22 protein-coding genes are annotated in these 22,484 nt (G+C 68.3%); 15 read left to right on the plus strand and 7 right to left on the minus strand.

The genetic code is table 11. The annotated features are described in order from the left end of the window. Positions 1 to 37 precede the first annotated feature (37 nt). A complete protein-coding gene (locus tag VHR41_17300; protein ID HEX3235954.1) occupies positions 38 to 1,462 on the plus strand; it encodes an amidohydrolase family protein in 1,425 nt (474 codons plus the stop codon). A gap of 9 nt (positions 1,463 to 1,471) precedes the next feature. Here VHR41_17300 and VHR41_17305 read toward each other — a convergent pair whose 3' ends face one another. From VHR41_17305 to VHR41_17320, 4 genes are all read right to left on the minus strand, one after another. Next, positions 1,472 to 2,179: an energy transducer TonB gene (locus tag VHR41_17305; GenBank protein ID HEX3235955.1), complete on the minus strand. Its 708-nt coding sequence runs from the start codon at positions 2,177 to 2,179 to the stop codon at positions 1,472 to 1,474. Positions 2,180 to 2,285: 106 nt separating this feature from the next. Then, positions 2,286 to 3,179 carry an alpha/beta hydrolase gene (locus tag VHR41_17310; GenBank protein HEX3235956.1) on the minus strand — a complete coding sequence of 298 codons (894 nt, stop codon included), beginning with the start codon at positions 3,177 to 3,179 and terminating at the stop codon, positions 2,286 to 2,288. Positions 3,180 to 3,218: 39 nt separating this feature from the next. Beyond that, the gene (locus tag VHR41_17315) at positions 3,219 to 3,689 is read right to left on the minus strand and encodes a DUF4126 family protein (protein HEX3235957.1); all 471 of its coding nucleotides are present in this window, start codon (positions 3,687 to 3,689) and stop codon (positions 3,219 to 3,221) included. Between the two features lie 41 nt (positions 3,690 to 3,730). Continuing rightward, entirely contained in the window at positions 3,731 to 4,654 is a 924-nt protein-coding gene (locus tag VHR41_17320) for an AraC family transcriptional regulator (GenBank protein HEX3235958.1), read from the minus strand. 92 nt (positions 4,655 to 4,746) lie between these two features. Between VHR41_17320 and VHR41_17325 the strand changes: the two genes are divergently transcribed. From VHR41_17325 to VHR41_17340, 4 genes are all read left to right on the plus strand, one after another. Continuing rightward, entirely contained in the window at positions 4,747 to 6,234 is a 1,488-nt protein-coding gene (locus VHR41_17325) for a pyridoxal-dependent decarboxylase (protein ID HEX3235959.1), read from the plus strand. Positions 6,235 to 6,244: 10 nt separating this feature from the next. Continuing rightward, positions 6,245 to 7,843, plus strand: a complete 1,599-nt coding sequence (locus VHR41_17330) for an MBL fold metallo-hydrolase (GenBank protein ID HEX3235960.1) — start codon at positions 6,245 to 6,247, stop codon at positions 7,841 to 7,843. Between the two features lie 210 nt (positions 7,844 to 8,053). After that, positions 8,054 to 9,637, plus strand: coding sequence for a serine hydrolase domain-containing protein (locus VHR41_17335; GenBank protein ID HEX3235961.1), 1,584 nt, complete (start codon positions 8,054 to 8,056; stop codon positions 9,635 to 9,637). Between the two features lie 123 nt (positions 9,638 to 9,760). Next, the gene (locus tag VHR41_17340) at positions 9,761 to 10,531 is read left to right on the plus strand and encodes an endonuclease/exonuclease/phosphatase family protein (GenBank protein ID HEX3235962.1); all 771 of its coding nucleotides are present in this window, start codon (positions 9,761 to 9,763) and stop codon (positions 10,529 to 10,531) included. Between the two features lie 12 nt (positions 10,532 to 10,543). Here the strand turns inward: VHR41_17340 and VHR41_17345 are convergent, their stop codons facing one another. Beyond that, entirely contained in the window at positions 10,544 to 10,999 is a 456-nt protein-coding gene (locus VHR41_17345; protein ID HEX3235963.1) for a globin family protein, read from the minus strand. A 579-nt stretch (positions 11,000 to 11,578) separates the two neighbouring features. Between VHR41_17345 and VHR41_17350 the strand changes: the two genes are divergently transcribed. Both VHR41_17350 and VHR41_17355 read left to right on the plus strand, forming a co-directional pair. After that, a complete protein-coding gene (locus VHR41_17350; protein ID HEX3235964.1) occupies positions 11,579 to 12,913 on the plus strand; it encodes a phospholipase D-like domain-containing protein in 1,335 nt (444 codons plus the stop codon). Between the two features lie 2 nt (positions 12,914 to 12,915). After that, a complete protein-coding gene (locus tag VHR41_17355; GenBank protein ID HEX3235965.1) occupies positions 12,916 to 13,431 on the plus strand; it encodes a DUF1697 domain-containing protein in 516 nt (171 codons plus the stop codon). Positions 13,432 to 13,471: 40 nt separating this feature from the next. Here the strand turns inward: VHR41_17355 and VHR41_17360 are convergent, their stop codons facing one another. Next, the gene (locus tag VHR41_17360; protein HEX3235966.1) at positions 13,472 to 14,356 is read right to left on the minus strand and encodes a protein phosphatase 2C domain-containing protein; all 885 of its coding nucleotides are present in this window, start codon (positions 14,354 to 14,356) and stop codon (positions 13,472 to 13,474) included. 151 nt (positions 14,357 to 14,507) lie between these two features. Between VHR41_17360 and VHR41_17365 the strand changes: the two genes are divergently transcribed. Further along, on the plus strand, positions 14,508 to 15,212 hold the full coding sequence (locus tag VHR41_17365; protein ID HEX3235967.1) for a TonB family protein: 705 nt from the start codon (positions 14,508 to 14,510) through the stop codon (positions 15,210 to 15,212). 70 nt (positions 15,213 to 15,282) lie between these two features. On the opposite strand, the gene VHR41_17370 is transcribed toward VHR41_17365, so the two are convergent. Next, on the minus strand, positions 15,283 to 16,104 hold the full coding sequence (locus VHR41_17370) for a 5'-3' exonuclease H3TH domain-containing protein (GenBank protein HEX3235968.1): 822 nt from the start codon (positions 16,102 to 16,104) through the stop codon (positions 15,283 to 15,285). A gap of 18 nt (positions 16,105 to 16,122) precedes the next feature. Here VHR41_17370 and VHR41_17375 point away from each other — a divergent pair, with 18 nt between their 5' ends. The 7 genes from VHR41_17375 (at position 16,123) to VHR41_17405 (ending at position 22,473) form a co-directional block, all read left to right on the plus strand. Then, complete coding sequence (locus tag VHR41_17375; protein HEX3235969.1) at positions 16,123 to 16,350, plus strand: hypothetical protein; 228 nt, start codon at positions 16,123 to 16,125, stop codon at positions 16,348 to 16,350. Positions 16,351 to 16,378: 28 nt separating this feature from the next. Beyond that, on the plus strand, positions 16,379 to 16,891 hold the full coding sequence (locus tag VHR41_17380; protein ID HEX3235970.1) for a hypothetical protein: 513 nt from the start codon (positions 16,379 to 16,381) through the stop codon (positions 16,889 to 16,891). A 175-nt stretch (positions 16,892 to 17,066) separates the two neighbouring features. Next, positions 17,067 to 17,633: a biotin/lipoyl-binding protein gene (locus VHR41_17385; GenBank protein HEX3235971.1), complete on the plus strand. Its 567-nt coding sequence runs from the start codon at positions 17,067 to 17,069 to the stop codon at positions 17,631 to 17,633. 42 nt (positions 17,634 to 17,675) lie between these two features. Next, positions 17,676 to 18,257 carry a TetR/AcrR family transcriptional regulator gene (locus VHR41_17390; protein ID HEX3235972.1) on the plus strand — a complete coding sequence of 194 codons (582 nt, stop codon included), beginning with the start codon at positions 17,676 to 17,678 and terminating at the stop codon, positions 18,255 to 18,257. 52 nt (positions 18,258 to 18,309) lie between these two features. Further along, positions 18,310 to 19,068 (plus strand): SDR family oxidoreductase, encoded by a 759-nt coding sequence (locus tag VHR41_17395; GenBank protein ID HEX3235973.1) that lies wholly within the window; start codon positions 18,310 to 18,312, stop codon positions 19,066 to 19,068. A gap of 223 nt (positions 19,069 to 19,291) precedes the next feature. Beyond that, positions 19,292 to 19,672: a cupin domain-containing protein gene (locus VHR41_17400; GenBank protein HEX3235974.1), complete on the plus strand. Its 381-nt coding sequence runs from the start codon at positions 19,292 to 19,294 to the stop codon at positions 19,670 to 19,672. A gap of 194 nt (positions 19,673 to 19,866) precedes the next feature. Continuing rightward, positions 19,867 to 22,473 (plus strand): TonB-dependent receptor, encoded by a 2,607-nt coding sequence (locus VHR41_17405; protein ID HEX3235975.1) that lies wholly within the window; start codon positions 19,867 to 19,869, stop codon positions 22,471 to 22,473. Positions 22,474 to 22,484 lie beyond the last annotated feature (11 nt).

Genomic DNA, 22,484 nt, shown 5'->3' on the forward strand with positions numbered 1-22,484 from the left:
GAACGGCAGCTCGCGACACCACACCAAGGACATGCCAATGCGTCCACTTCCGGTCCTCGCCGTCCTGCTCGCCGTTCTGCCCCGTGCCCTCCCCGCCCAGCGGCCCGACTCGCTCTCGGAAAACGTCCGCAAGTATGTCGCGGTCGACAGCAGCATCATCGCGCTCACCCACGTGCTGCTGATCGACGGCACCGGCGCGGCTCCCAAGCCGGACCAGACGGTCATCATCCGCAACGGCCAATTCGCCGAAGTTGGCCCGGCGGCATCGGTGCGGGTACCGGACGGCGCCGTGACCATGGATCTCAACGGCCACACCGCTATCCCCGGCCTGGTCGGCATGCACGACCATCTGTTCTACACCGCTGCCGGCGGGCGAGCGGTGCAGATGTCGTACACCGGCCCTCGGCTGTACCTGGCCTCGGGAGTCACCACCATCCGCACCACCGGTGGACGCGCCCCCTACGCCGAGATCAACCTCAAGGACGCGATCACCCGCGGACTGACGCCGGGTCCCCGCATCCACCTGACGGCACCCTACATCACGGGGCCGGAGGGTGGCGGGAGCATGGCGGTGGTGAAGTCGCCGGAGGAGGCGCGCCGCTTCGTGGCCTACTGGGCCTCCGAGGGCGCCACCTGGATCAAGGCGTATACCGACATCAACCGGGCCGCACTGGGCGCGGCCATCAAGGAGGCGCACAAGCGAGGGATCAAGGTCACCGGCCATCTCTGCTCCGTCTCCTTCCGCGAGGCCGTCGCGCTCGGCATCGACAACCTGGAGCACGGCATGTTGACCGCCTCGGATTTCGAGTCCGCCAAAGAGCCTGACATCTGCCCGGTGAACATGTTCGAGGACAACAGCAAGGCCGACGCAGGCGGGGCCACGGCCGACTCGGTGATCCGCACGATGGTGAAGGCCGGCGTGCCGATGACGTCGACCCTGGCGGTGATGGAGCCGTTCGTCCCCAACCGCCCCACCAAGGAGCCGCGGGTGCTGAATGCCATGGCCCCGGCGGTGCGGGACGACTACCTCAAGATGCGGAACGAGATCGACTCCACCGGCAAGGGCATCATTCCGGTGGAGGGGCTCAAGGCTTCGATGGCATTCGAGAAGCGCTTCGTCGAGGCCGGTGGCGTGCTCGCCGCGGGAGTCGACCCGACCGGGATCGGCGGCGCACTGGCCGGATATGGCGACCAGCGGAACTACGAGCTGCTGATCGAGGCGGGGTTTACGCCGGTGCAGGTGGTGCGGATCATGAGCGCGAACGGCGCCCGGATCCTCGGTGTGCAGCAGAAGCTGGGCACGGTGGAGAAGGGGAAGCTGGCCGACCTGGTGGTGCTCAAGGGAGACCTCACCGCGGATCCCACGGTGATCCGGAATCCCACGACCGTCTTCAAGGACGGCATAGGGTATGACCCCGCGAAGCTGATCGCGTCGGTGCAGGGCAGGGTGGGAATCGACTGAGGGAGCCGCTCAGCTGAGCCGCTTGGCCGTCTGCGATGGTGGAATGACGCGGAAGCGGAACTGCTGCTGCACCAGTTGGCGGACCTTCGCGGGGCCGCGACTCGCCGGCCGGAAGCGCATCTGCCCCAGCGCCGTCAGCACCGACGCGGTGAAGCGGGGATCGTCACTGCGTACCACCTGGATTGTGGTGGTATCCACCTGGCCGGTCGTGTCGACCACGTAGATGGCGTCGACCAGCCCTTCGGCGCCGATGGCGAGCAGGTCCGGCGGATAGACCGGTGCCGCGCTCGACGGATACCGCTCCACCGCCTGATCCACCTCGAGCACGCTGAAGGCGGAATCGGGGATGAACGGTGCCATCGGACCGAACGGGAGCTGGCCCCGGGCGCCGCTCCCATCGGGTCCCTTCCGGGCGCCGTGGGTCGGGGGCCGCATGAGCCGTCCTACGGTCGGGACCGCGAGATTCTTCCCGTTGTCGAGATCCCCACCGAGCTTCCCCAACTCGAGGATGTCAGTCTGCCGCGCGCGGATGTCCATCCGGTCGGGCGGCAGGAGGAAGAACACCCTGGCCTCGCGCTCGTCGGTGGGGATCTGCCTGCCTCCCTGAGTGGCGCCCAGGGCTAGCCAGACGACTCCGAGGTGCGCCAGGATGCTCACCAGCGCACACTCCGCGCTTTGGAAGAAGCTGCGATCGGATTCGAGAAGGGTGGGGTGCATGCCAAAGCCGTCAGACGATTCGAGCCGCGAAACGTCGCGCTATCACATATATGGCGAAGGTGCGCGTGGCGGCAAGAGGGGGGGTGGAGTCCCAGGCTGAAACGGGCTATTTCGCAGTGAAGAATCGTCCCAGCGCCTCGGCCGTCTGTTGGGGCGCTTCTTCGGGAAAGAAGTGCCCCGCGTCGAACGGCTGTCCCCGCACATCGTCGCTCCACGCCCGCCAGACGGCGAGTGGCCCGGACTCCTCCACGTACCAGGTTCCCAGCGGTCCAGGGCCGCTCCACAGGACAAGCAGCGGGCAGCCGATCCGGCGGCCAGCCGCACGATCCGCCCGGTCATGCTCGCGGTCGATGGTCGCGGCAGCTCGGTATTCCTCGCAGATGGCGTGGGCGTGGCCGGGATCTCGGAGGGCCTCGACGTAGGCGGCACGGACCACCGGAGGGAACACCGCCGGCGGCGAGCCCCATCCCCCGAGTGCATCGTCCACGATGGCCTCGGCGGCTGCCGTCAGGATCCGCTCGGGGAGTGGTTCGGGCTGAGCCAGGAGCGACCAGGGCCAGAAGCCGAGCGCCAAGCGCGCGTCGGCGCGCTCCCAGACGGTCTCGGTCGGCAGGACGTCGAGCACGGCGAGCCGGTCCACCCGGGAGGGATGGTCCAGCGCCATCCGATAGGCCACTCGGCCGCCCCGGTCGTGTCCCGCTACGGAGAAGCGGGAGAACCCCAGCCGCTCCATGACGGCCACCAGGTCTCGCGCCATCGCGCGCTTGGCGTAGGGCCCATGGTCGGGGGCGGAAGCCGGGCAGCCGCTGCTCCCGTAGCCGCGCAGATCGGCGCAGACGACGGTGAAGTCGCGAGCGAGCAGCGGCGCGACGCCGCGCCACATGAGGTGGGTCTCGGGAAAGCCGTGGAGCAGAAGGAGCGGCGGACCGGAACCGGACGAGCGCACGAAGATGCTGGTCTCACCCGTCTCGAGCGTGGCGCTCTTGAACCCATCCATCATGCAGATCAGCCTGGTGCAGCTCGGCGCGGCGAGGCCGAGTCAGGAGCTTGCGGCGAGAAGGGTCAGGAACGCGCCCCCGACCGCCACGACGTCCTCTCCCAGGGCCACCACGTAGTCCGGCACGCCGAGCGCCGGGACGAGGCGGGTCCGGGCCCTGTAACCGCCGAGCGTCCCGGCCACCGCGCCGAGCGCGCCGAGCACGGCGCCAAGGGCGAGAGAGCCGCCGGTGCCGGCCACGAGCGCGGCGCCCGAGAGCCCGCCCGTCACGATCCGTGCGACGAACGGCCCCGGCCGAGTGCGGCTCGGGGTCTTCGGCAGCTGGTCCGCCACCAGCTCGCCGAGCATCAGAACGGTGAGCAGGTACGCCGCTGGCGCGGAGCTTAGGAAAGCCAGCGGGGTGTCGTCAAGGTGCAGCCAGTCGAGGTGCGCGGCCCAGGCAATGGCCGCCGGTGCGGTCATCGACCGGAGGCCGGCGACGAAACCGATCGCTGACGCGAACAGATAAAGCATGAGCTGCCTTCCTGGGCCCGAGCTGTCCGAGTCAGTCTGTGTTACTGTGCCGCTTCACGGCACCGACGCGCGCGGACATTCCGAGGCTCCCCCGGCATGCCCACGCTTCGTCGGAACCCTCCAGGCGTCTCCCCGAAGGCACGCCGGAACGCTCTGGTGAAATGACTCTGATCAGCGAAACCCGCTTCCACCGCGATCTCGGCGATGGATCGTCCACCCTCCGTCAGGGCGGTGACTGACCAGGCGAGCCGAAGCTGCCTCAGGTATTCTCCCGGCGTACTCCCGAGCCAGGCACGAAACGCACGGGAAAGGTAGACGGGATGCACATCGAGCTCGCCTGCCAGGTCCACAATCCGGAGGTCGCGACACCTGAAACGTTCCTGCAAAAGCTCTCGCGCTCGTCCAAGCCACGGTGCCGCGGTCGGGCTCAGACGGCCGGGCCCTCCGGTCGCGCGCCCGACGTGGGCGAGCAGCTCGAAGGTGAGCCCCTCGAGCGCCAGCGGCGTCGCGCTGTCGGCCAGGCCAAGCTCGTGATGCATCTTGCGCGCGATCAGCTGAACCGTCGCGTCACGCCGCTCCGTAATCCGCGCGAACATGTCCGTACGGCCGATCAGCGTCTCGAGGCGGGCAGGGGTGATCTCGACGACGAGATTCAGCGCTCCTTCCCGGCCGAAGCGATCTGCGTGCGGCTCGCCCGGTGGGCGGAACAGCACGCTCGATGCCAGGCAGCGTTGCTGCGGGATCCGGCCGGGATAACTCTCCTCGAAGGTCCCCTCGAGAAGGATGGTCAGCGTCGCCTGTTCATGGATGTGGACCGCGATGGGCGCGCGATGACGCGATTCGCTGAAGACCAGATCACCCGCGCGGAGGGCACGCACGAGGTCGCCTGGGTTCGCCGGCACCGGGCGCACCTCGGGTAGCGCGAGCGGCTCTGGCACCCGGCGAGTTTCGTGCGTTCCATTCATGCGCCACCTCGTTCAAGACAGACTCCACCCCGACAACATATCCTCCTTCACCAGCCGTAGGAACATGTCTGCCGGCAGGACGGAGGCACCCAGTGGAAGAGTCCTTGGATCCTGTCACCGAGGAGGAGTGGGAGGGGCTCCAGCGGCTGGGGAGTCGCATGCTCGATGACATGATGAACTATCTCCGGACCGTTCGCGAGCGCCCCGCTTGGCAGCCGGTGCCGGGCGAGGTGGCGGGCCGCCTCACAGGTCCGCTCCCGCTGGACCCCGTGCCGCTGGAGGCCGTGTACGACCAGTTCACCCGGGACGTGCTCCCATATCCCACCGGAAACATTCATCCACGCTTCTGGGGCTGGGTCATGGGTACGGGTACGCCGGTGGGCATGCTGGCGGAGCTGCTCACCGCTGCGATGAACGCCCACGTGGGAGGATACGATCAAGCCGCCACTCACGTCGAGCGCCAAGTGGTGCGCTGGCTCATCGAGCTGCTGGGCTACCCTCCCGCCGCGAGTGGGTTGCTGGTGTCCGGTGCGACAGCGGCCAACCTGATCGGCCTGACGGTCGCACGGAACGCGAAGGCGGGCTTCGACGTGCGGGCCTCCGGACTGGGTGCCCTCGAGAGGCCACGATTGCTGATCTATGCCTCGACCGAGACACACAGCTGGCTCACCAAATCGTGCGAGCTTCTCGGCCTCGGCAGAGCGGCCATTCGCCTGGTCCCGGTTGATGCCGAGTTCCGCATCGAGCTCGGCACGTTGCGGGAAATGGTGGACCGGGATCGGCGCGATGGCCAGCGCCCGATCTGCGTGATCGGGAATGCGGGAACCGTGAACACGGGGGCCACGGACGATCTCAGGTCCCTGGCGGCGTTCTGCCGCCAGGAGGATCTCTGGTTCCACGTGGATGGCGCGTTCGGGGCACTCGCTGCCCTGGCGCCGGCGCTACAGCCCATCGTCGCCGGAATGCAGGAGGCCGACTCGCTCGCGTTCGATCTGCACAAGTGGGGCTACGTACAGTACGAGGCCGGCTGCATCCTGGTCAGGGACGCGGCAGTGCATAGAGCGACCTTCGCCCTGACGCCCGACTATCTGCGGCCGACGGCCGGAGGGATCTCGATCGACCCTACCCACTTTGCCGACCTGGGAACCCAGCTCTCGCGCAGCTTTCGCGCACTGAAGGTCTGGATGACACTCCAGGCGCAGGGCGCTCGCGCGTGGGGACGTGTCATCCAGCAGAACGTGGATCAGGCCAGCTACCTCGCCGGGCTGATCGAGGCGAGCGACGAGCTCGAGCTGCTCGCACCGGTCCCGCTGAACGTCGTGTGCTTCCGATACGCCGGCGACCTCGACGAAGAGCGGCGGCGGGTCGTGAACGAGGCGATTCTGGTGGAGCTGCAGGTTCGGGGCATCGCGGTGCCGTCGGGCACCACCATCACGGGACCGGCCGGACCTCGGTTTGGCCTGCGGGTCGCGAATACCAATCACCGGAGCCGGCGCGAGGACTTCCGGATGCTGGTGGAGGCCGTTCTCGAGCTAGGGCATGAGCTCAGCTCTCCGGTCGCCAGTCCCGTGGCACATTGAGATGCGATCCGTGCGCCTCCTTCTCCCAGCGCTGCTCGCCGCCGCCTCTCCGGCGGAGGCGCAGTCGCCCACGCGCGCCGGGGCGTCGGAGCAAGATTATGTGGCCGGCCGACGGCTGGTCGACGCGGCAATTCGGGCCACCGGTGACTCGGCGGCGCTCGCAGCCCTTGGGACCCTCACGGCCACCTTCTGCGCCAGGGCCGTGGAACTCGGTCAGAGCGCCCGCCCAGACGCTCCGTACGACACCATACGCGCGGCCGGCCGCCGAATCTATGATCTGGCGGGGCGGCGCTATGCTCAGGAGTGGTCCACCGAGTTCCGCGGTGGCATCCCACTCGCGCTTCACGAGGTGGTGACCGACAGCGCCGCGTACTCCCTCGATCGTCGCGGCGGCGTCCCATTCACGGTCGCTCCCAGCGGACTTGCGGCCAGCCTGCGGCGCGTCGAAGACAACTCCCCCTACGCTCCGCTCGTGCTGCTGGACCGCGCGCGCCGGAATGCCACGTCCATCAGGATCGTTCATCCAGCGGGGAGCCGGAGCCCGAACGCCGTGCTGTTTGTCGATCGTGCGACGGTGACTACGCTCGAGATCGATCCGCGAACCCATCTGGTCGTCAGCGCCGAAGCACTATACGACAATTGGGCGGTGGGGTTAGGGACGCTGCGGGTCGAGTTCCTCGACTATCAGCGCGTCGGCCCGGTCCGACTTGCGGCGCGCGTCAGAACCTCGTGGCAGCAGGGCGTGCTCACCGATGTGGTCTTCGCCGGAGTCGCGCGGACCGCGGCACCTCCTCCGGAGGCCTTCCAGCCCCCAAGCGACTCGGCCCACGCGGTGCCGATCGGTGGGGCATTGCATATCAGCATCGATTCCGTCGCACCGCACGTCTTTGCTGTCCGCTTCGGGCAGACGGCTGGTCCCAACTTCGGCTACAATCCGCCGTTCGCATATGCCCAGCTGCTCGTGGAGCTCACCGACCGGCTTCTCCTGGTCGACGCACCGTGGTCAGCCACCGTCCAGCAGGCGGTGATCGACTCGGTGCACCGTCGGTTCCCGGCCAAGCCCATCGCGCTCATAGCCTTCACCCACTATCACTCGGACCACTTCGGCGGGCTGCGCGCGTATCTGGGGGGCAAGACCAGGTTCATCACGACGCCCGGGAACCGGAGGTTCATCGAGCGGGTCGCTACGGCCTCCCATCCGTTGGACTCGCCGGGCCCAGGGGCGGCATCGGACGCCGCGTCTCGCATCGAGACCTTCACCGGGACGCACTCGATCGCCGACAGTGCCGCGCCGGTCGACCTGCACGAGGTCGGCGGAGCTCACGCCGACGAGATGGTGATCGCCTGGCTTCCCCGCCAGCACCTGCTCTTCACCGCCGATCTGTTCGGGATCTTTCCCGAACCCGGCGGACCGGGTGGCTCCTACGAGGCGGAGCGCGCGCTCGCGCGGTACGTGCTGGGCCAGGGTTGGAAGGTCGAGACTGTGGTCAGTGGTCATGCCGCGATCGTCCCTGGCTCGGTGCTCGGGGCAACGTTGACGCAGGGCTCCGACACCGGAAGGGCACGCCAGATGGGTGTGCCCGCATGTCCCCCCGGTCAACGGTTCTGATGCATGCGCGCTTCCCGCAGACTCCCAGCCCTTGCACTCGCCGTAATCGGCGGATGCGCCCCGCCCCATCAGGCGGCCGCGCAAGCGCCCGATGGCCCGACATCGGCAGGCGCTCAAGCCCTGATCGGTCTCTGGGCTTCCGAGGTCAGCTTCGGCCCACAGGCGAGCGGACTGCTCACCGTGGCTCGCGATGGAGCAGGGTGGACCGCCATGATCGCGGGCTTCGAGGTGCCTGCCCAGGTCACCAGCGATTCGGTCCTGGTGCGGCTGCCGGACGGACTCGGCGACTTCCGTGGCGCGCGGCACACCCGCCCGGATCGAGTCGAGGGGTTCTGGGTCCAACCTGCCGGGCTGGTGGCAGGTGTGCCGTACGCGACGCCCGTGGCTTTGCACCGTAGCGGAATGGGCTCCTGGCAGGGTCGCATCGTTCCCGCCGAGGATCGCTATGCCCTCTACCTCTCCGTGCGATCCGACTCGAGCGGTCGCACCGTCGCGACCTTCCGGAATCCTGAGCGAAACTCGCGAGGCGGAGCCCCGGAGTTTCAGGTGGTTCGTACCGGCGACCTCGTCCGCTTCAGCGACTCTGCGTCTGGCACCAGCGCCATTGTCGCCACCTATGACTCGGCCGGGCCGCGCCTGACCCTGTCGTGGCCGCCCCTTGGTGCCGTGCTCACGCTGACCCCGCGGTCGCGCGAGAACTCCGTCGGCCTGTTCCCTCGAACTCCAGCGCCGTCCGGGTACCAGTATCGCGTACCCCTCGATCAGGGGGACGGATGGACCGTCGGCCGCGCCGGCACGGCCGGATTCGACGAGAGCGTGCTCACGCGTTTCGTCTCGCAGGTCATCAGCACCGACCCGCTCGCGCGAGCGGCCCCGCTGATCCATTCCGTCTTGATCGCCCGGCAGGGAAAGCTGGTGCTCGAGGAATACTTCTTCGGCTACGACCGCACGCGCACCCACGACCTGCGATCGGCTTCGAAGACGTTCACCTCGATCATGCTCGGGGCGGCGATGCAGCACGGAGTGTCCCTCGGACCCGAGAGCCGGGTGTATCGGCTCTTTCACCGGTACGATCGATTCTCCAGGCCGGATCCACGAAAGCAGCAGATTACCCTCGGTCACCTGCTCACTCACACCTCAGGGCTCGCCTGCGACGATTCGGACCCGGGCTCACCGGGCAACGAAGGCACGATGCAGACGCAGACGGAGCAGCCCGATTGGATCAAGTACACTCTGGATCTTGGCATGGCGCACGATCCCGGGGCCGCCTACGCCTATTGCTCCGGCGGAATGAACCTGGTGGGCGGAACGGTGGCCGTGGCCAGCGGACTCTGGCTGCCGGAGCTGTTCGAGCGGTGGATCGCCCGGCCTCTCGACATCATGGATTACCATGTCAACCTGACACCCACTGGTGAGGCATACTCGGGTGGGGGAGTCCAGATGCGTCCCCGCGACTTTCTCAAGTTCGGACAACTGTTTCTCGATCATGGACTCTGGCGGGGGCAACGGATCGTGCCGGACCAGTGGGTGCGCCAGTCCACGACGCGACAGGTGAGGGCGAGCCCGGACAACGATGACGGATTCGGCTGGCACCTGTTCCACCTGCAGGTAGGTACCCGCCAGTATCGTGAGTACGAGGCGAACGGTAACGGCGGCCAGCTCCTGATCGTCGTCCCCGAGCTCGACCTCGCGGTCGTCTTCACGGCCGGGAACTACAACAACTACGGCGTCTGGCGAAAGTTTCGCGATGAGCTCGTCCCCGAAGTGATCATCCCGGCGATTCGGCGCCGCTGAGCCACTGCTCTCACCGGGGCACCACAGCAGCGCCGCCGGTTTAGATTTCGGAGCGTGGGCTCTCGCGTCAGATGTATCGATAGACGTACCCCCCGCACCTCGGTTCTCGGGCTGCTGGCGGCAGTGCTGTGGCTCGGCTGCGCGCCGACCATCAATCTGCTCAATCCCAACACCCCACGATTCGCGGGCGAGTATGCGGCGCCCATCGCCGACGCCGGCGCCCTCCCACGGCTCCGCATCGTCACCTTCAATGTCAAGCTGGCCCGCCGGATCGACCGCGCCATCGAGGTCCTCCGGAGCGACAGCCTCCACGCCGCCGACGTCATCGCCCTGGAGGAGATGGACGACGCCGGCGTCGAGCGGATCGCGCGGGCGCTCCAGCTCAACTACGTCTACTATCCCGGCTCCATCCACCCGATCGACCACAAGTACTTCGGTCCGGCCGTCCTCTCCCGCTGGCCGATCGAGCGGAGCTGGAAGCTGCTGCTGCCGCACGAGGGGCGGGTCCGCCACCAGCGGCGGACCGCCACCGCCGCCATTCTGAGGGTGGCCGGCCGGCCTGTGCTCGCGTATGCGGTGCATCTGGAGACCCCCATCCGACTCTCGGACAAGGGACGGGCCGACCAGGTACGTGCGGTCCTGTCCGACGCAGCCGGCTTCGCCGGCCCGGTGGTGATCGCGGGCGACTTCAATAGCTACGGCGTCGGCCCGCTGCTGGTACGGCAGGGATACCACTGGCTCACGGCGCGAGTGGGCCCGAGCATCTCGTTTTTCTCCTGGGATCACATCTTCGCCCGTGGCCTCTCGCCCGCCCGGCCAGCCAGCGCTGGCGTGGTGCGGCAGGTGCACGGCGCGAGCGACCATCACCCGGTGTGGGCCGTCGTCGTGGATTAAGCCCCCCCGGACCTAACTGGAGCTCGCCGCCCGCGCCGCGGCTCGGCGCATGACCGTCGACACGAGCAGGTAGGCCTCGGTCCACGCGGCGCGCACCTCGGGCGTGAACTCCTCGCCCAGATTCTGCTCCAGGGTCCAGAGCAGCGCCGCCCCGACCGACTGGTAGTCCGCATCCCTGACGCCATAGTGCAGATGGCGGCTCCCCAGCGCCGCTACCTCGCTGACCAGCACGTCGGGCTGGTCGAGCACCCGCACGATCTCCGCGAGCATCGCCATGAGCTTCCGTTGCAACCTCTCGAGATCGACACTGGCAAAGAGATGCCGGACCGCGGGATCGAGCGCGAAGAGACGCTCGTAAAACGACGCATCCGATTGCACCGTGGGCTCGAAGCGTCGCCAGCTCTCCCGCACGATCGCCTGCTGCTCCGGGGTCATGTGCTCCTCCTCCTGCGGCTTCCAGGCCGTCACGCCCAGGTAAATATCTCATCCCCCCTGTTTGAGGCTAGAGCAGGCCGAAGGCGACGTTCAGACGCTTCTGGCAGTGAAGGAACCGGAGACCGACAGCAGGAGACCTCCCGGCTCCGCTGCAGGCCGGTGGTCTCCAGGGAAAAGGTGCCGACCACCCATGCGTCCGTGACCGAGATGATCCTCAGGGTTCCCGACTGCGCCTGGAATTCCCCGAACGGCCGTTCGGACGGACCGAGCATCACGGAGGCGCGGATGACGTCGGAGGCATCTCCTTGGCAGGAGATGGCATATCTGCCCGGCGCTGGCCGGACGCCGCTCATCACGCGGAAGAAGACCGCGCCCCGCGCGCTGAGCGGGCCAAGAGCCAGTCCGAACACCGCCGGGGCATCGACCCGTCCGGGTACCTGGCTGAAGGTCTCTTCGCCGGAGGTGCGCCTACATCGCCGCTGAGCCGGGCGGTGAACGAGGCGCAATGACGTACTGGCGCCGGCGCAGTCGGGACGCGCTTGGGCTGGCCGGCCCGACGGATGGGTGGTAAATCAATGCGGTAGCGCAAACACTCGCCCGGAGTTGCCCGCCATGAGTCCGAAGCGCTCGGCAACGAAGCGGTCGCGGCCCTGGTCGGATGGATGGCGGCAGCTCCGGACGGCGCGGGCTGCCGTGGCCGTGCTGGTGGGCCTCCTCCTCGCGGTGATTCTGCTCTACGTGAACCTCGCCAGCTCCGAACGGAAGGTCGAGAACCCGCTGCCCCACCGATACGCCACGGCCGATTCCCAGTTCGTCCGGACCATGGGGAGCCTGCTGGGTCCCGGATTCCTGCCGGGGAATCGAGTCACCACCCTGCTCAACGGCGATCAGGTCTTCCCCGCGATGCTCCAGGCGATCCGCTCCGCCCGACGGACGATCACCTTCGAGAACTACATCTACTGGTCCTCCCAGGTGGAGCAGCAGTTCTCCCAGGCACTGGCGGAGCGGGCGCGCGCCGGCGTCCGGGTGCACCTGCTGCTCGACTGGGTGGGCTCGGACAAGAAGGACCGCAACTCCATCGAGCAAATGCGCAAGGCCGGGGTGGAGGTGGTCGAGTATCGGCCGCTCCGCTGGTACAACCTCGACCGGCTCAATCACCGGGACCACCGGAAGATCCTGGTCGTGGACGGCCGGGTAGGATTCACCGGCGGGGTAGGCATCGCGGACAAGTGGCTGGGCCACGCCCAGGATCGGGATCACTGGCGGGACTCCCACTTCCAGGCGGAGGGCCCGGTGGTGGCCCAGCTCCAGTCGGTCTTCATGGACGATTGGTTCGCCACCAGGGGCACGCTGCTGGACGGCCCGGGCTACTTCCCCGACCTGGACCCGGTGGGCCCGGAGTGGGCACAGGCTTTCCGAAGCTCTCCTTCGGGTGGGAGCGAGAGCGTCCGGCTCATGTACCTCCTCGCCATCGCGGCCGCGGCCAGGAGCATCCTCATCGCGAACGCCTATTTCGTTCCCGATCGGGTCACCGTCGCCATGCTGGTCGAGGCCCGCCGGCGAGGCGTGGAGGTCGAGATCATCGTGCCGGGACCGATTCTGGACGCCCAAGTGGTCCGGCGGGCCTCGCGCGAGCTGTGGGGACCGCTGCTCCGGTCCGGGGTGCGGATCTACGAATACCAGCCCACCATGTATCACACCAAGGTCATGGTGGTGGATGATCTCTGGGTCTCCGTGGGCTCGACCAACTTCGACGAGCGCTCGTTCCGGCTGAATCAGGAAGCGAACCTCAACGTGCTGGATCCCGGGTTCGCGGAGGAGCAGGTGCGGGTATTCCGCGAGGATCGGCAGCGCTCGAAGCGGATCACGCTGGAGGAATGGCGGCGCCGGCCGCTGTGGGAGCGGGTCGAAGGGTGGGTGGCCGGCGTGGGTCGGGGGCAGCTCTGAGTATGACGAGGTACGCCGCGTTTCTCCGGGGCGTGAGTCCGATGAACGCCAAGATGCCGGAGCTGAAGCAGGCGTTCGAGTCCGCCGGATTCACCGAGGTAAAGACGGTCCTCTCCAGCGGCAATGTCGTGTTCAACGCGCGCGGCGCTTCGGAGCGGTCCCTCCAGCGCAAGGCGGAGGCGGCCATGAGCCGGCGCCTCGGCCAGGCATTTCTCACCATCGTGCGACCGGTCGAGATCCTCCGCGAGCTGCTCGCCTCCGATCCCTACCGGTCCTTCGGCCTCAGCCCCGCCGCCAAGCGCATCGTCACCTTCCTGCGAGACGAGCCCACCTCGGAGCTCGCCCTGCCGGTCGAGCTGCACGGGGCGCGCATTCTCGCTCAGCAGGGCAGGGAAGTCTTCAGCGCGTACCTGCCAACCCCGAGGGGCCCCGTCTTCATGGGGCTCATCGAGAAGACGCTCGGCAAGGAGCTGACGACCCGTACCTGGGACACCGTCATCAAAGTCGCCAGGGCGTAGGAAGCCCCGCGTTCTCTCTGGCTGGGTCCAGGGCTGCCCTTCACACCTCCTTCCGCACCGCGCGGCCCACCACCACCGTGATGTTGTCACTGCCGCCGCCGTCGAGCGCCTCCTGCAGCAGCGTCTCGCACGCCTGTCGTGCCGAGGTCATCGAGCGAAGCACGTCCCGGATCCGCTCGTCGCTCACATGCCGGGTGAGCCCGTCGCTGCAGAGCAGCAGGATGTGGCCCCAATTCATCTCGAAGCGGGTGATCGTGGGATGGGTCTCGCGCCCGCCGATCGAGCTGGTGAGCGTGTGGGCCAGCCGGGTCCCGGCCGCCTCCTCCGCCTTCATGACGCCGAGGTCGACCATCTCCTGCGCCATGGTCTGGTCGCGGGTGATCTGGGTCAGCTCGCCGTTCCGGAGCAGGTAGCAGCGGCTGTCGCCCACTTGGAGCAGGTAGGCACGGGGCCAGACGCCGAGGTACAGGGTGAGTGTCGTGGCCATCCCGCGGAAGTCCATGTCCTCTTCGCCCAGGCGCACCAGATCCGCGTGGCATTGGCGGGCGGCTTCCTCGAGCGCGTGATAGAGGGCCTGATCGTTGTCCTCCACGGCGCCGAAGTAACAACGGGTGGCATGGGAGACGTATCGGGTGACTGCCTGGAGCGCCAGCCGGCTGGCCGTCTCACCCCGGGCGGCGCCGCCCACCCCATCGGCGACCATCGCGAGCGACGCGAGCCGCTCACTCTCCGACAGGAGGCCGTCGGCCTCGGGGATACTGGAGAGCCGAAGTACGAGCTGCTTGCGGAGCGAGCAGAGGATGAAGTGGTCCTGGTTGTCTTTCCGGATCTTGCCGGGATGGGTCACGCCGTGGGCGTCGATCTCGTCCTCGCGGGGCTTACGGGACGCGAGGGTCGCGGCGGCGGCTGCGTTCAGGGCAGGCATGCGTGCTCCGGGTCTGACGTGGACGGACTCGCCTAATCTGGGGACTCTCGCACTGTCCGGCCACCCTTTGCCGGACTCAATCGGTGTCTTGTGGAGGGCGGCCGTCGTCATATAATAGGATCGCGGCGTGTCCCGTTGACTGGCCCCGAGCATGCACCTCACCCTCCTCGAATCCGACCGGAGCCTCCTGGGCTCCCCCGAATACTCCTTTCTCAGCATCCTGGCACACGCCGGGGTGGTGTGGCTCGTCGTCTCCATGAGCGTCGGCGGGAGGCAGCTCCCCAGCGACGAGCGCGAAGCCAAGGCGTTCTTTCTCCTCCCGCCCGACCGGGTCGAGACCCACCCACGCCAGGCCGAGATTGCCCGGGTGGGGAAGATCGGGGGCAGCTTCGCGGACGGACCCCAGCTCGCCAGCCCAGGCGACGGCGCACGGCCTCGGGTGCCCGGCAAGGCCCCCAACCGGCCCGGCAAGCGGAGCGGCGCCCTGGGTGAGCTGCCTTTCGGTCCAGCGCCTTCTCTGCAGCAGATCGCGTTCACCGCGCTGCAGGTGGACGAGATGGTCGAGCGGTACGAGGGGAGCGCTGCGCCGGTCTACCCGCCCGAGCTGGCCGCAGCCAGGGTGGAGGGGCTGGTGCAGGCCAAGTACGTGGTCGATACCACCGGGCGGGTCGACACCAGCACGATCCGCATCGTGATCAGTAACAATCCCCGCTTCAGCGAGTCGGTGCGTACCGCGTTGGCCGAGATGCGCTTCCGTGCGGCCAAGCGGGCCGGCAAGCGGGTCCGCCAACTCGTCGAGCAGCGGTTCCGGTTCAGCAGTCCGTCTGTATCACAGGCTGGGCGACAGGCCAGCTGACGCGGTCCGGGTGGTTCGACGTTCCCCGGCCGCGGACCCCGACACGCCGGAGCCGCGAACCCAGCCTTCCTCACCCCCGAGCCTTTACGGCTCGCTCCACCAGTCGCGCCTCCCCGATTCCCTCGGCCCACCCCGCAAACCCGCTCGTCGCCCCCCGCCACTCGAGCTCGTCGACGTCCCGGAACACCGGCGCATCCGTCCTCAGCGTCGCGAGGGTCTTGAACAGCAGCGCCCGTTCCCGCTCCTCCCCCAGCACCGTGCTCGGAAACCCTTCGATCGGCCCGTATCGATTGAGCAGCCGGGCCGCCGTGGTGCGGCCGATGCCTGAGATGCCCGGATATCCATCCTGAGCATCCCCCACCAGTGCGAGCAGGTCGGGGATGAGCGCGGGCTCCACGCCGAACTTCTTGCGCACGCCTTCGGCGTCCCGGATCTCCTTCGCCCGACGATCCACCTGCACCACCCGGTCGCCTCGGACACACTGCGCCAGGTCCTTGTCGTTGGCCCAGATGCAGACCTTCTCGACCCGCACCTCTTCCGCGGCGAGGTGCGCGGCCGAGGCCAGCCCATCGTCCGCCTCCAGCTCGACCATGGGCCAGACCACGACGCCCATGGCCGCCAGGGCCTTTTCCAGTGGGTGGAACTGGGCGAGGAGCGCGGGATCGATCCCTTCACCAGTCTTGTACTCGGCCCAGAGATCGTTGCGGAAAGACTCGATCACATGGTCGGTGGCGACCCCGAGATGGGTGGCACCCGTCTCGATCATCTCCAGGACCGAGTGCAGCACTCCGACGACGGCGCCGAACGGCTTGTCCTTCCCTTTATTGAAGCGGCGCTGGCCGTAGAACTGGCGGAACAGCTCGTAGGTGCCGTCCAGCAGGTGCACGATCATCCGGGAGGATAATGCATCTTGCGGGAGCTCGAGGACAAGGCGCGCCAATACTATGTCCCTCCCTATCACGTCGCGTTGGTATACTACGGGCTGAGGGACGAGGCCGGCTCCTTGCGCCAGATCGAGCGGATGATCGAGGGCCGGGCTGGGACGCGGTCGTGGTTCGGCATCGATCCCTATGTCAGGTGGCTCGCATCCCACCCGCGGTTCCAGGAGCTGGTGCGGCCGCTTGGACTGCCCGCATAAACCAGCATAGGTAGACCGGATTGGAGTGATGGCAAGGCCCTACCGTGAGTGTCCCGCGTGCGGCAAGCACGCGCTCAGCATCGCGACCCGCTGTCCCCAGTGCGGGCATGAGCTTTCCAACCAGCCGGTTCAGCGACCGGAATCTCGCGACCCCAGGCCGTTGAGGGTGCTGGTGGTGGTTGCCGTCGTCCTGCTGGGCGCGAGCGGGCTGGCCACCGTGCTCCGGCGGGGAGGGATAGGGGAGTCGGAGTCTCGAACCACCGCCGCAGTGCGGCCGGAAGCGCCCAGCGCGCTCGAGAACGACGTGGACACGGCGCCGCCGGCCGCACCTGATTCCTCCCCCAGCGTCGCGGCCGTCCCACGACTCGCTCGAACCTGGACCAAGGTTCACGCTCGCCGCAGCGTCAAGGCCGACGTGGTCTCCATCCTGCTCCCGGGTGACACCGTCCTGGCCGACTCGCTTCGGGGCGGTTGGTGGCGCGTGGCCCTCGAGGGGCGGGTGCTCGGCTACGTGTACGCCCGGACTCTCACAGGGGATTGATCTTCCAGGTTGCACCGCCGGTCGACACTCCCCCGGGTTCGGCGTATATTCGACCGCCCCCAACCACGACCTCTCCAAGCTCCGCATCGACCGCGACCCTCCACCCGAGATCCGGCGCGCCTTCGGCCGTACGCTGTGGTTCGTCGGCGCCGCGGTTGTTCTGGTCGCCGCTGCCGTGCTCTGGGCTCGAAGCCGCTCCGCCGTCACGGTCGAGACCATCATCGCTGCGCCGATGGCGAGTGGCGGCGGCGGGACCGGTGGCGGTGGCACAACCTCGGTCACAGCCAACGGCTACGTGGTGGCCCGCACCCGCGCCGCCGTCTCGGCCAAGATCCCCGGCCGCATCGCCTCGCTCACGGTGGACGGCGGCTCCAACGTGCGCCGCGGCGAGGTGATCGCCAGACTGGAGAACGACGACTACGCCGCCGCCGCTGCCGAGGCCCGAGCCAACGTCACCAGCGCCCGCGCGCAGCTCTCCGAGGCCGCCACCGAGCGGGACCAGTCGGCCCGCGAGGCCCACCGGCTGGCGCGGATTCACGGCGAGCATCCCGAGCTGATCTCGGCGCAGGACGTCGAGGCTGCCGAGGCCGCGCTCCGCTATGCCCAGGCCACGCTGGAGAACACCTACATCCGCGCTCCGTTCACCGGCACCGTGCTGAGGAAAGAAGCCGAGGTAGGTGAGGTGGTGGCCCCCTCGGTGGGCGGCGGGCTCACCCGCGGCGCGGTGCAGGCGATCAGGTAGTGGTACTTGACTGGTCGGTCAATTTAGACTAAGATAGATCCCATGCCACGCCCCAAGTCCTTCGACGAGGACGCCGTCCTCGACCAAGCCGTGCAGCTCTTCCAGGAGCGCGGCTACGAAGGCACCTCCCTGGCCGATCTCGAGGCCCACCTCGGCCTCGGCCGGCAGAGCATCTACAACAGCTTCGGTGACAAGCAGGCGCTCTTCCTCAAGGCGCTGGAGCGCTACCGGCAGAATATCTCCGAGCTGATGCTGGGCCAGCTCGACGCCCCGGATGCCGGCCTGGAAGCGATTCGCGCCTTCTTCCGGACATCAGTCGAGGCCATGACTGCCCCCGGGCCCAGACGGGCCTGCCTGGTGGCCAGTACCATTCTGGAGCGGGGCGCGGAGGATCCCGATGCCCTGCTGCGCTGCAATCACGCGCGGGCCGGGCTGGAGCGGCTGCTCCGTCGCGCGCTGGCACAGGCCAAGTCCCGCGGGGAGGTGTCCAGGAGCCTCGACGTCGAGGCCACCGCGACCCTCCTGGTCATTCAGAATTACGGGCTCAATATCCTTGCGAAAACCGGCGCACCTGCGGCAGATCTGCACGCCGCCGTAGAGGTCCTGCTGGCGGGCCTGGAGTAGTGTTTTGGTGTCTTGTTTTTGACCGATCAGTCACAAATTAAGGAGACTCCACATGTCGGACGGATTGCGGATCGAGGGACGGGTGGCCCTGGTGACCGGGGCGAATCGGGGAATCGGGCGGGCTATCGTCGAGGCGCTGCTGGAGCGGGGCGCGCGGAAGGTCTATGCGGCCGCTCGGAAGCCGGAGGCGGTGGCCGATCTCGTAGCGGAGAACGCAGGACGGGTCGTACCGCTTCGGCTCGACATCACCAGCTCCGAGGAGGTGCGGCAGGCGGTCGCGCAGGCCGGCGACATCGATCTGCTGGTGAACAATGCCGCGATCCTGGGCCATATGGCAGGCGGCTTCGAGGATCCTGTGTGGCTCGACGCGGCCCGGCGGGAGTACGAGACCAACGTGGTCGGCGTGCTGCAGGTCTCCCAGGCGTTCGCCCCGGTGCTGGCGCGGCAGGGCGGCGGTACGCTGGTCAACGTGAGCTCGGTGGCCGGGTTGGTGGGCATGCCGCTGGTGCTCACCTACAGCTCGTCCAAGGCCGCGCTCCATTCGCTCACCCAGAGCACCCGGCAGCTCCTGCGCGGACAGCGAACCTACGTGGCGGGGGTGTACCCCGGGCCGGTGGACACGGACATGGCAGCCGAGCTCACCTTCCCGAAGGTATCGCCGTCGGCGGTCGCGCATTCGATCTTGGACGGGCTGGAGCAGGGGCTGGAGGAGATCTATCCCGATCCGTTCGCGGCCGAGTATGGGGATGCGTACGCGGTGAATCCCAAGGGACTCGAGGCGCGTATCGCGACGATGGGGGCGGCCGACTGAGCGTAGGGAGCCGCGGACCCGCGTGGGTTGGGGTCCGCGGCCGGGGGAACGTCGGGGTCCGCCTGCGCCCGTTGGTCCGGGAAGGTGGCGCGAGCTTTCACTAGGCTCGGGGCGACCCGCCCGAGCCGGTCCCTGCGCTCCGCTGGCGACCTTCCGATCTCCGAGTCACATTCCGATCCTACCGCGCACCAAAGCGTCGATGCCCTCGCCCAGGGAGTACACCATGGTCCCCGCCACCACCTCCTATCAGGCCATCAATCTCATCCAGAAGATCGGCCTGATTCCCGACCAGTGGAGCCCGCGCGTTGTCGCGGAGCTCAATGACTACCAGCTCAAGGTCGTCCGCATCGAGGGCGATTTCGTCTGGCACGATCACCCGGAGACCGACGAGGCCTTCCTCGTGCTCGAGGGCGAGCTCCGCATCGATTTCCGCGACGGCGCCGTCCTCCTCCGTCCCGGCGAGCTGTTCGTTGTCCCCAAGGGCACCGAGCACAAGCCGTTCGCCGCGGCGGAGGTGAAGCTGCTGCTGATCGAGCCGCGCGGAATCCTCAACACCGGCCATGCGGGCGGCGAGCGGACGGCGCAGAACGACAGGTGGGTGTAGGAAAGGTCGCAGGGTGAGGCAGGGCGGGGGCCAACCCTACCTCACCCTGCCCCACCTTGCCCCACCTTGCCCCCTTCCGTATCCTACTGCTCGTTCTCCCGATCACAACCTAGATTCGCACTCCTGACGACGAGGCCGGAATGGCCCCCTGCGGCCGCCCTGTCGGTGCAATCGGGCTTCGCGCTGGTGTCGGCGTGCTCCCGCTGGTCCTGCTCGCCCAGGTGGCGGCGGGGCAAGCGGTGAAGGTCACCGGGCTGGTCACGGACTCCGCTACCGGCGCGCGGCTGGAGGGAGCCCGGGTCATCCTCCGGCGCGACGGGCAGACCGTGGGTGCCGCGGAGAGTGACGGCCGCGGACGGTTTCGCTTGACCCGCATCGCGCCGGGCAGCTACGAGGTCCGGGTCGCCCGGATCGGATACGCCGCCCGTGCGAGCGGCTCGATCGACGTAGGGGAGACGGACCTGGCGCTCGACGTCCGGCTTCCCGAGCTGCCCCTCCAGCTCGAGCCCCTGGTAGTGACCGCCAATCTCGCCCTCGAGACGGCACTCCGCAGCCCCAGCGCAGTCACCGTGGTGCCCCGAGAGAGGCTGCGGACCACCGTCGCCACCACCCTCGCCGATCACCTGCGCGACGTCCCCGGCATCGACTACGCCACCAAGGGATTCTTCAGCCAGACCTTCAGCGCCCGCGGCCCCCGCAACGTGACGTCGTCGGACCTGCTGATGCTGTCCGACTACCGCTACGCCGCGCTGCCGGTGCTGGAATACAACAATCCCGGCCTGATTCCGACGACCACGGAGGACCTGGATCGGATCGAGGTGGTGCGCGGACCCGGCGCGGTGATCTATGGCCCCAACAGCCGGCGCGGCGTCGTCCATTTCATCAGCCGGTCGCCCCTGGGGGAGCCGGAGACGAAGCTCAGCTTCACCGGCGGGCAGCGGGCCTACGCCGACGGCTCTGCCCGGATCTCCCGGCGTGTCGGCACCCGGCTCGGCGTCAAGCTGTCGGCGCGGTACGCGCGGGCCGACGAGTGGCACTTCAACGACCCGGTCGAGCAGAGCTTGAGATCGCAGGCGCTGGCCGCGGGGGCCTTGGCCGATACGCTCCTCATCGGGCGACGCCGCCCGACCGCCGACGTGTTCCACTCGGAGGCCCGGGCCGACTGGGTCGTGGCGCGTAACGCCATTCTGGTCAGCAGCGTCGGGGTGAGCCGCGGGGTGGGAATCGAGACCGGAGCGGAAGCCGGCGCCGCGCAGTCCAACGGCTGGCGCTCCACCTTCGTGCAGACCCGGCTGGAGCACCCGCACCTCTTTGCCAATGTCACGCTCGATCTGAGCGACGCGGGCGAGGTCTACAATCTCCGGAGCGGCACCCGGCTTGAGGAGAACTCCCGCCGGTTCGCCGCGCAGCTTCAGTATCGCGCCGAACGGGGACCATTTCGGCTCCTGACTGGAGGCGACTTCCGCCTGGGCGTCCCTCGCACCGGGGGAACCCTCAACGGCCGATTCGAGAACGACGACGATCTCCGCGAGACCGGCGCCTACGTGCACCTGAGCGCGGCGGCCGGCCCGCGCCTGGAGTTGAGTGGGGCGCTCCGCCTCGATCATCACAACCGGCTCGCCGATGCCTATTTCCTGTCGCCGCGGGCCGCACTGGTGTTCAAGCCGGCGCCCAACCACGCGCTTCGTGCCAGCTGGAGCCGCTCGTTTGCGCAGCCCTCGGCTCGCGCCCTCTTTCCCGACGTGAGCCTGGGCCCGCTCGGGCCGCTGCCGTTCTCGCTTCGGCTGGAGGGATCGGCAGGGCAGGGCTTCACCTTCGATCGATCCTGCGGCGGGCTGTGCATGCGTATCCCGGCCGCGTTCGCCGGGGGCCAGGTGGTGAGCGCTCCCGCCGATGCGACGCTGACCTGGCCGGTGATGGTGGCCCTGCTGCAGGCACGCGGGCTCGACCTCTCCGGTATCCCCGCACCGACCGGCGCGCAGGTGGGCAGCCAGCTCGCGCTGCTGAATCCGGCGCTCCAGACGTTCACGCAAGTGACCCCGGCGCAGATCCTGGATGTCGCCCCGGTGCAGAGAACGGTGGAGAGCTCGCTCGAGGGTGGCTACAAGGGGTACCTGACCGATCGCTTCTTCACCACCGTCGACCTCTACTACGTCCGCGCGAGCCACGTCTTCGCCACCACCTCGAGCGTCAACACGCCCAACGTGTTCTTCGACCCGGTCAGCTTGACCCAGTACCTCTCCCAGTACGTCTCGCCCGCGGAGGCTCAGGCCGCGGCCGCGGCGGTCGCCACGATACCCGTGGGGACGATCGAGCCGCGCGAGGTCCCCGGGGCTGACCTGCTGATCTTCCAGCCCGCGACCCAGGGTGGGCGCTACGATTACTGGGGTGCGGACGTAAGCCTCGGCTGGCACGCCACCTCACAGGTGACCGTGACCGGGGGCTACTCCTATTCCAGCAAGGACTCGACCGACCTCGGCGGCAGTGCGGGGTACCTGCTGTTCCAGATCCCGCGCCATCACGGCAGCCTGGCCATCGACTGGCGGGACGATCCGGGGGGCCACTGGGCCTATCTGCGTGGTCGCGCCGCCTCGCCATTCTCGGTGAGCTCGCCCGCCTACGTGGGCCGGGTGTCGTCCTACGCCGTCTTCGACCTCGGCGCCGGCCTGCGGCTCCCGTGGGCCAGGGACACCTGGCTTTCGCTCGACGCGTTGAATGTGCTGGACCATCGGCATGCCGAGTTCGTCGGCACGCCCGAGATCGGAAGGCTGGTGAGCTCGCGCATTGAGATCTCCTTCTGAGCTGGAGCGAA

The sequence above is a fragment of the Gemmatimonadales bacterium genome (assembly GCA_036265815.1).
In the GTDB taxonomy this organism is placed as follows: Bacteria; Gemmatimonadota; Gemmatimonadetes; order Gemmatimonadales; family GWC2-71-9; genus CAVVWJ01.

Bases quoted from the DNA above. Each gene is read 5' to 3' on its own strand.
- VHR41_17310 (HEX3235956.1), bottom strand. From the start codon at position 3,179: ATGATGGATGGGTTCAAGAGCGCCACGCTCGAGACGGGTGAGACCAGC.
- VHR41_17395 (HEX3235973.1), top strand. From the start codon at position 18,310: ATGTCGGACGGATTGCGGATCGAGGGACGGGTGGCCCTGGTGACCGGG.
- VHR41_17400 (HEX3235974.1), top strand. From the start codon at position 19,292: ATGGTCCCCGCCACCACCTCCTATCAGGCCATCAATCTCATCCAGAAG.
- VHR41_17350 (HEX3235964.1), top strand. From the start codon at position 11,579: ATGAGTCCGAAGCGCTCGGCAACGAAGCGGTCGCGGCCCTGGTCGGAT.
- VHR41_17300 (HEX3235954.1), top strand. From the start codon at position 38: ATGCGTCCACTTCCGGTCCTCGCCGTCCTGCTCGCCGTTCTGCCCCGT.
- VHR41_17315 (HEX3235957.1), bottom strand. From the start codon at position 3,689: ATGCTTTATCTGTTCGCGTCAGCGATCGGTTTCGTCGCCGGCCTCCGG.
- VHR41_17370 (HEX3235968.1), bottom strand. From the start codon at position 16,104: ATGATCGTGCACCTGCTGGACGGCACCTACGAGCTGTTCCGCCAGTTC.
- VHR41_17365 (HEX3235967.1), top strand. From the start codon at position 14,508: ATGCACCTCACCCTCCTCGAATCCGACCGGAGCCTCCTGGGCTCCCCC.
- VHR41_17360 (HEX3235966.1), bottom strand. From the start codon at position 14,356: ATGCCTGCCCTGAACGCAGCCGCCGCCGCGACCCTCGCGTCCCGTAAG.
- VHR41_17355 (HEX3235965.1), top strand. From the start codon at position 12,916: ATGACGAGGTACGCCGCGTTTCTCCGGGGCGTGAGTCCGATGAACGCC.
- VHR41_17305 (HEX3235955.1), bottom strand. From the start codon at position 2,179: ATGCACCCCACCCTTCTCGAATCCGATCGCAGCTTCTTCCAAAGCGCG.
- VHR41_17390 (HEX3235972.1), top strand. From the start codon at position 17,676: ATGCCACGCCCCAAGTCCTTCGACGAGGACGCCGTCCTCGACCAAGCC.
- VHR41_17335 (HEX3235961.1), top strand. From the start codon at position 8,054: ATGATCGCGGGCTTCGAGGTGCCTGCCCAGGTCACCAGCGATTCGGTC.
- VHR41_17320 (HEX3235958.1), bottom strand. From the start codon at position 4,654: ATGAATGGAACGCACGAAACTCGCCGGGTGCCAGAGCCGCTCGCGCTA.
- VHR41_17380 (HEX3235970.1), top strand. From the start codon at position 16,379: ATGGCAAGGCCCTACCGTGAGTGTCCCGCGTGCGGCAAGCACGCGCTC.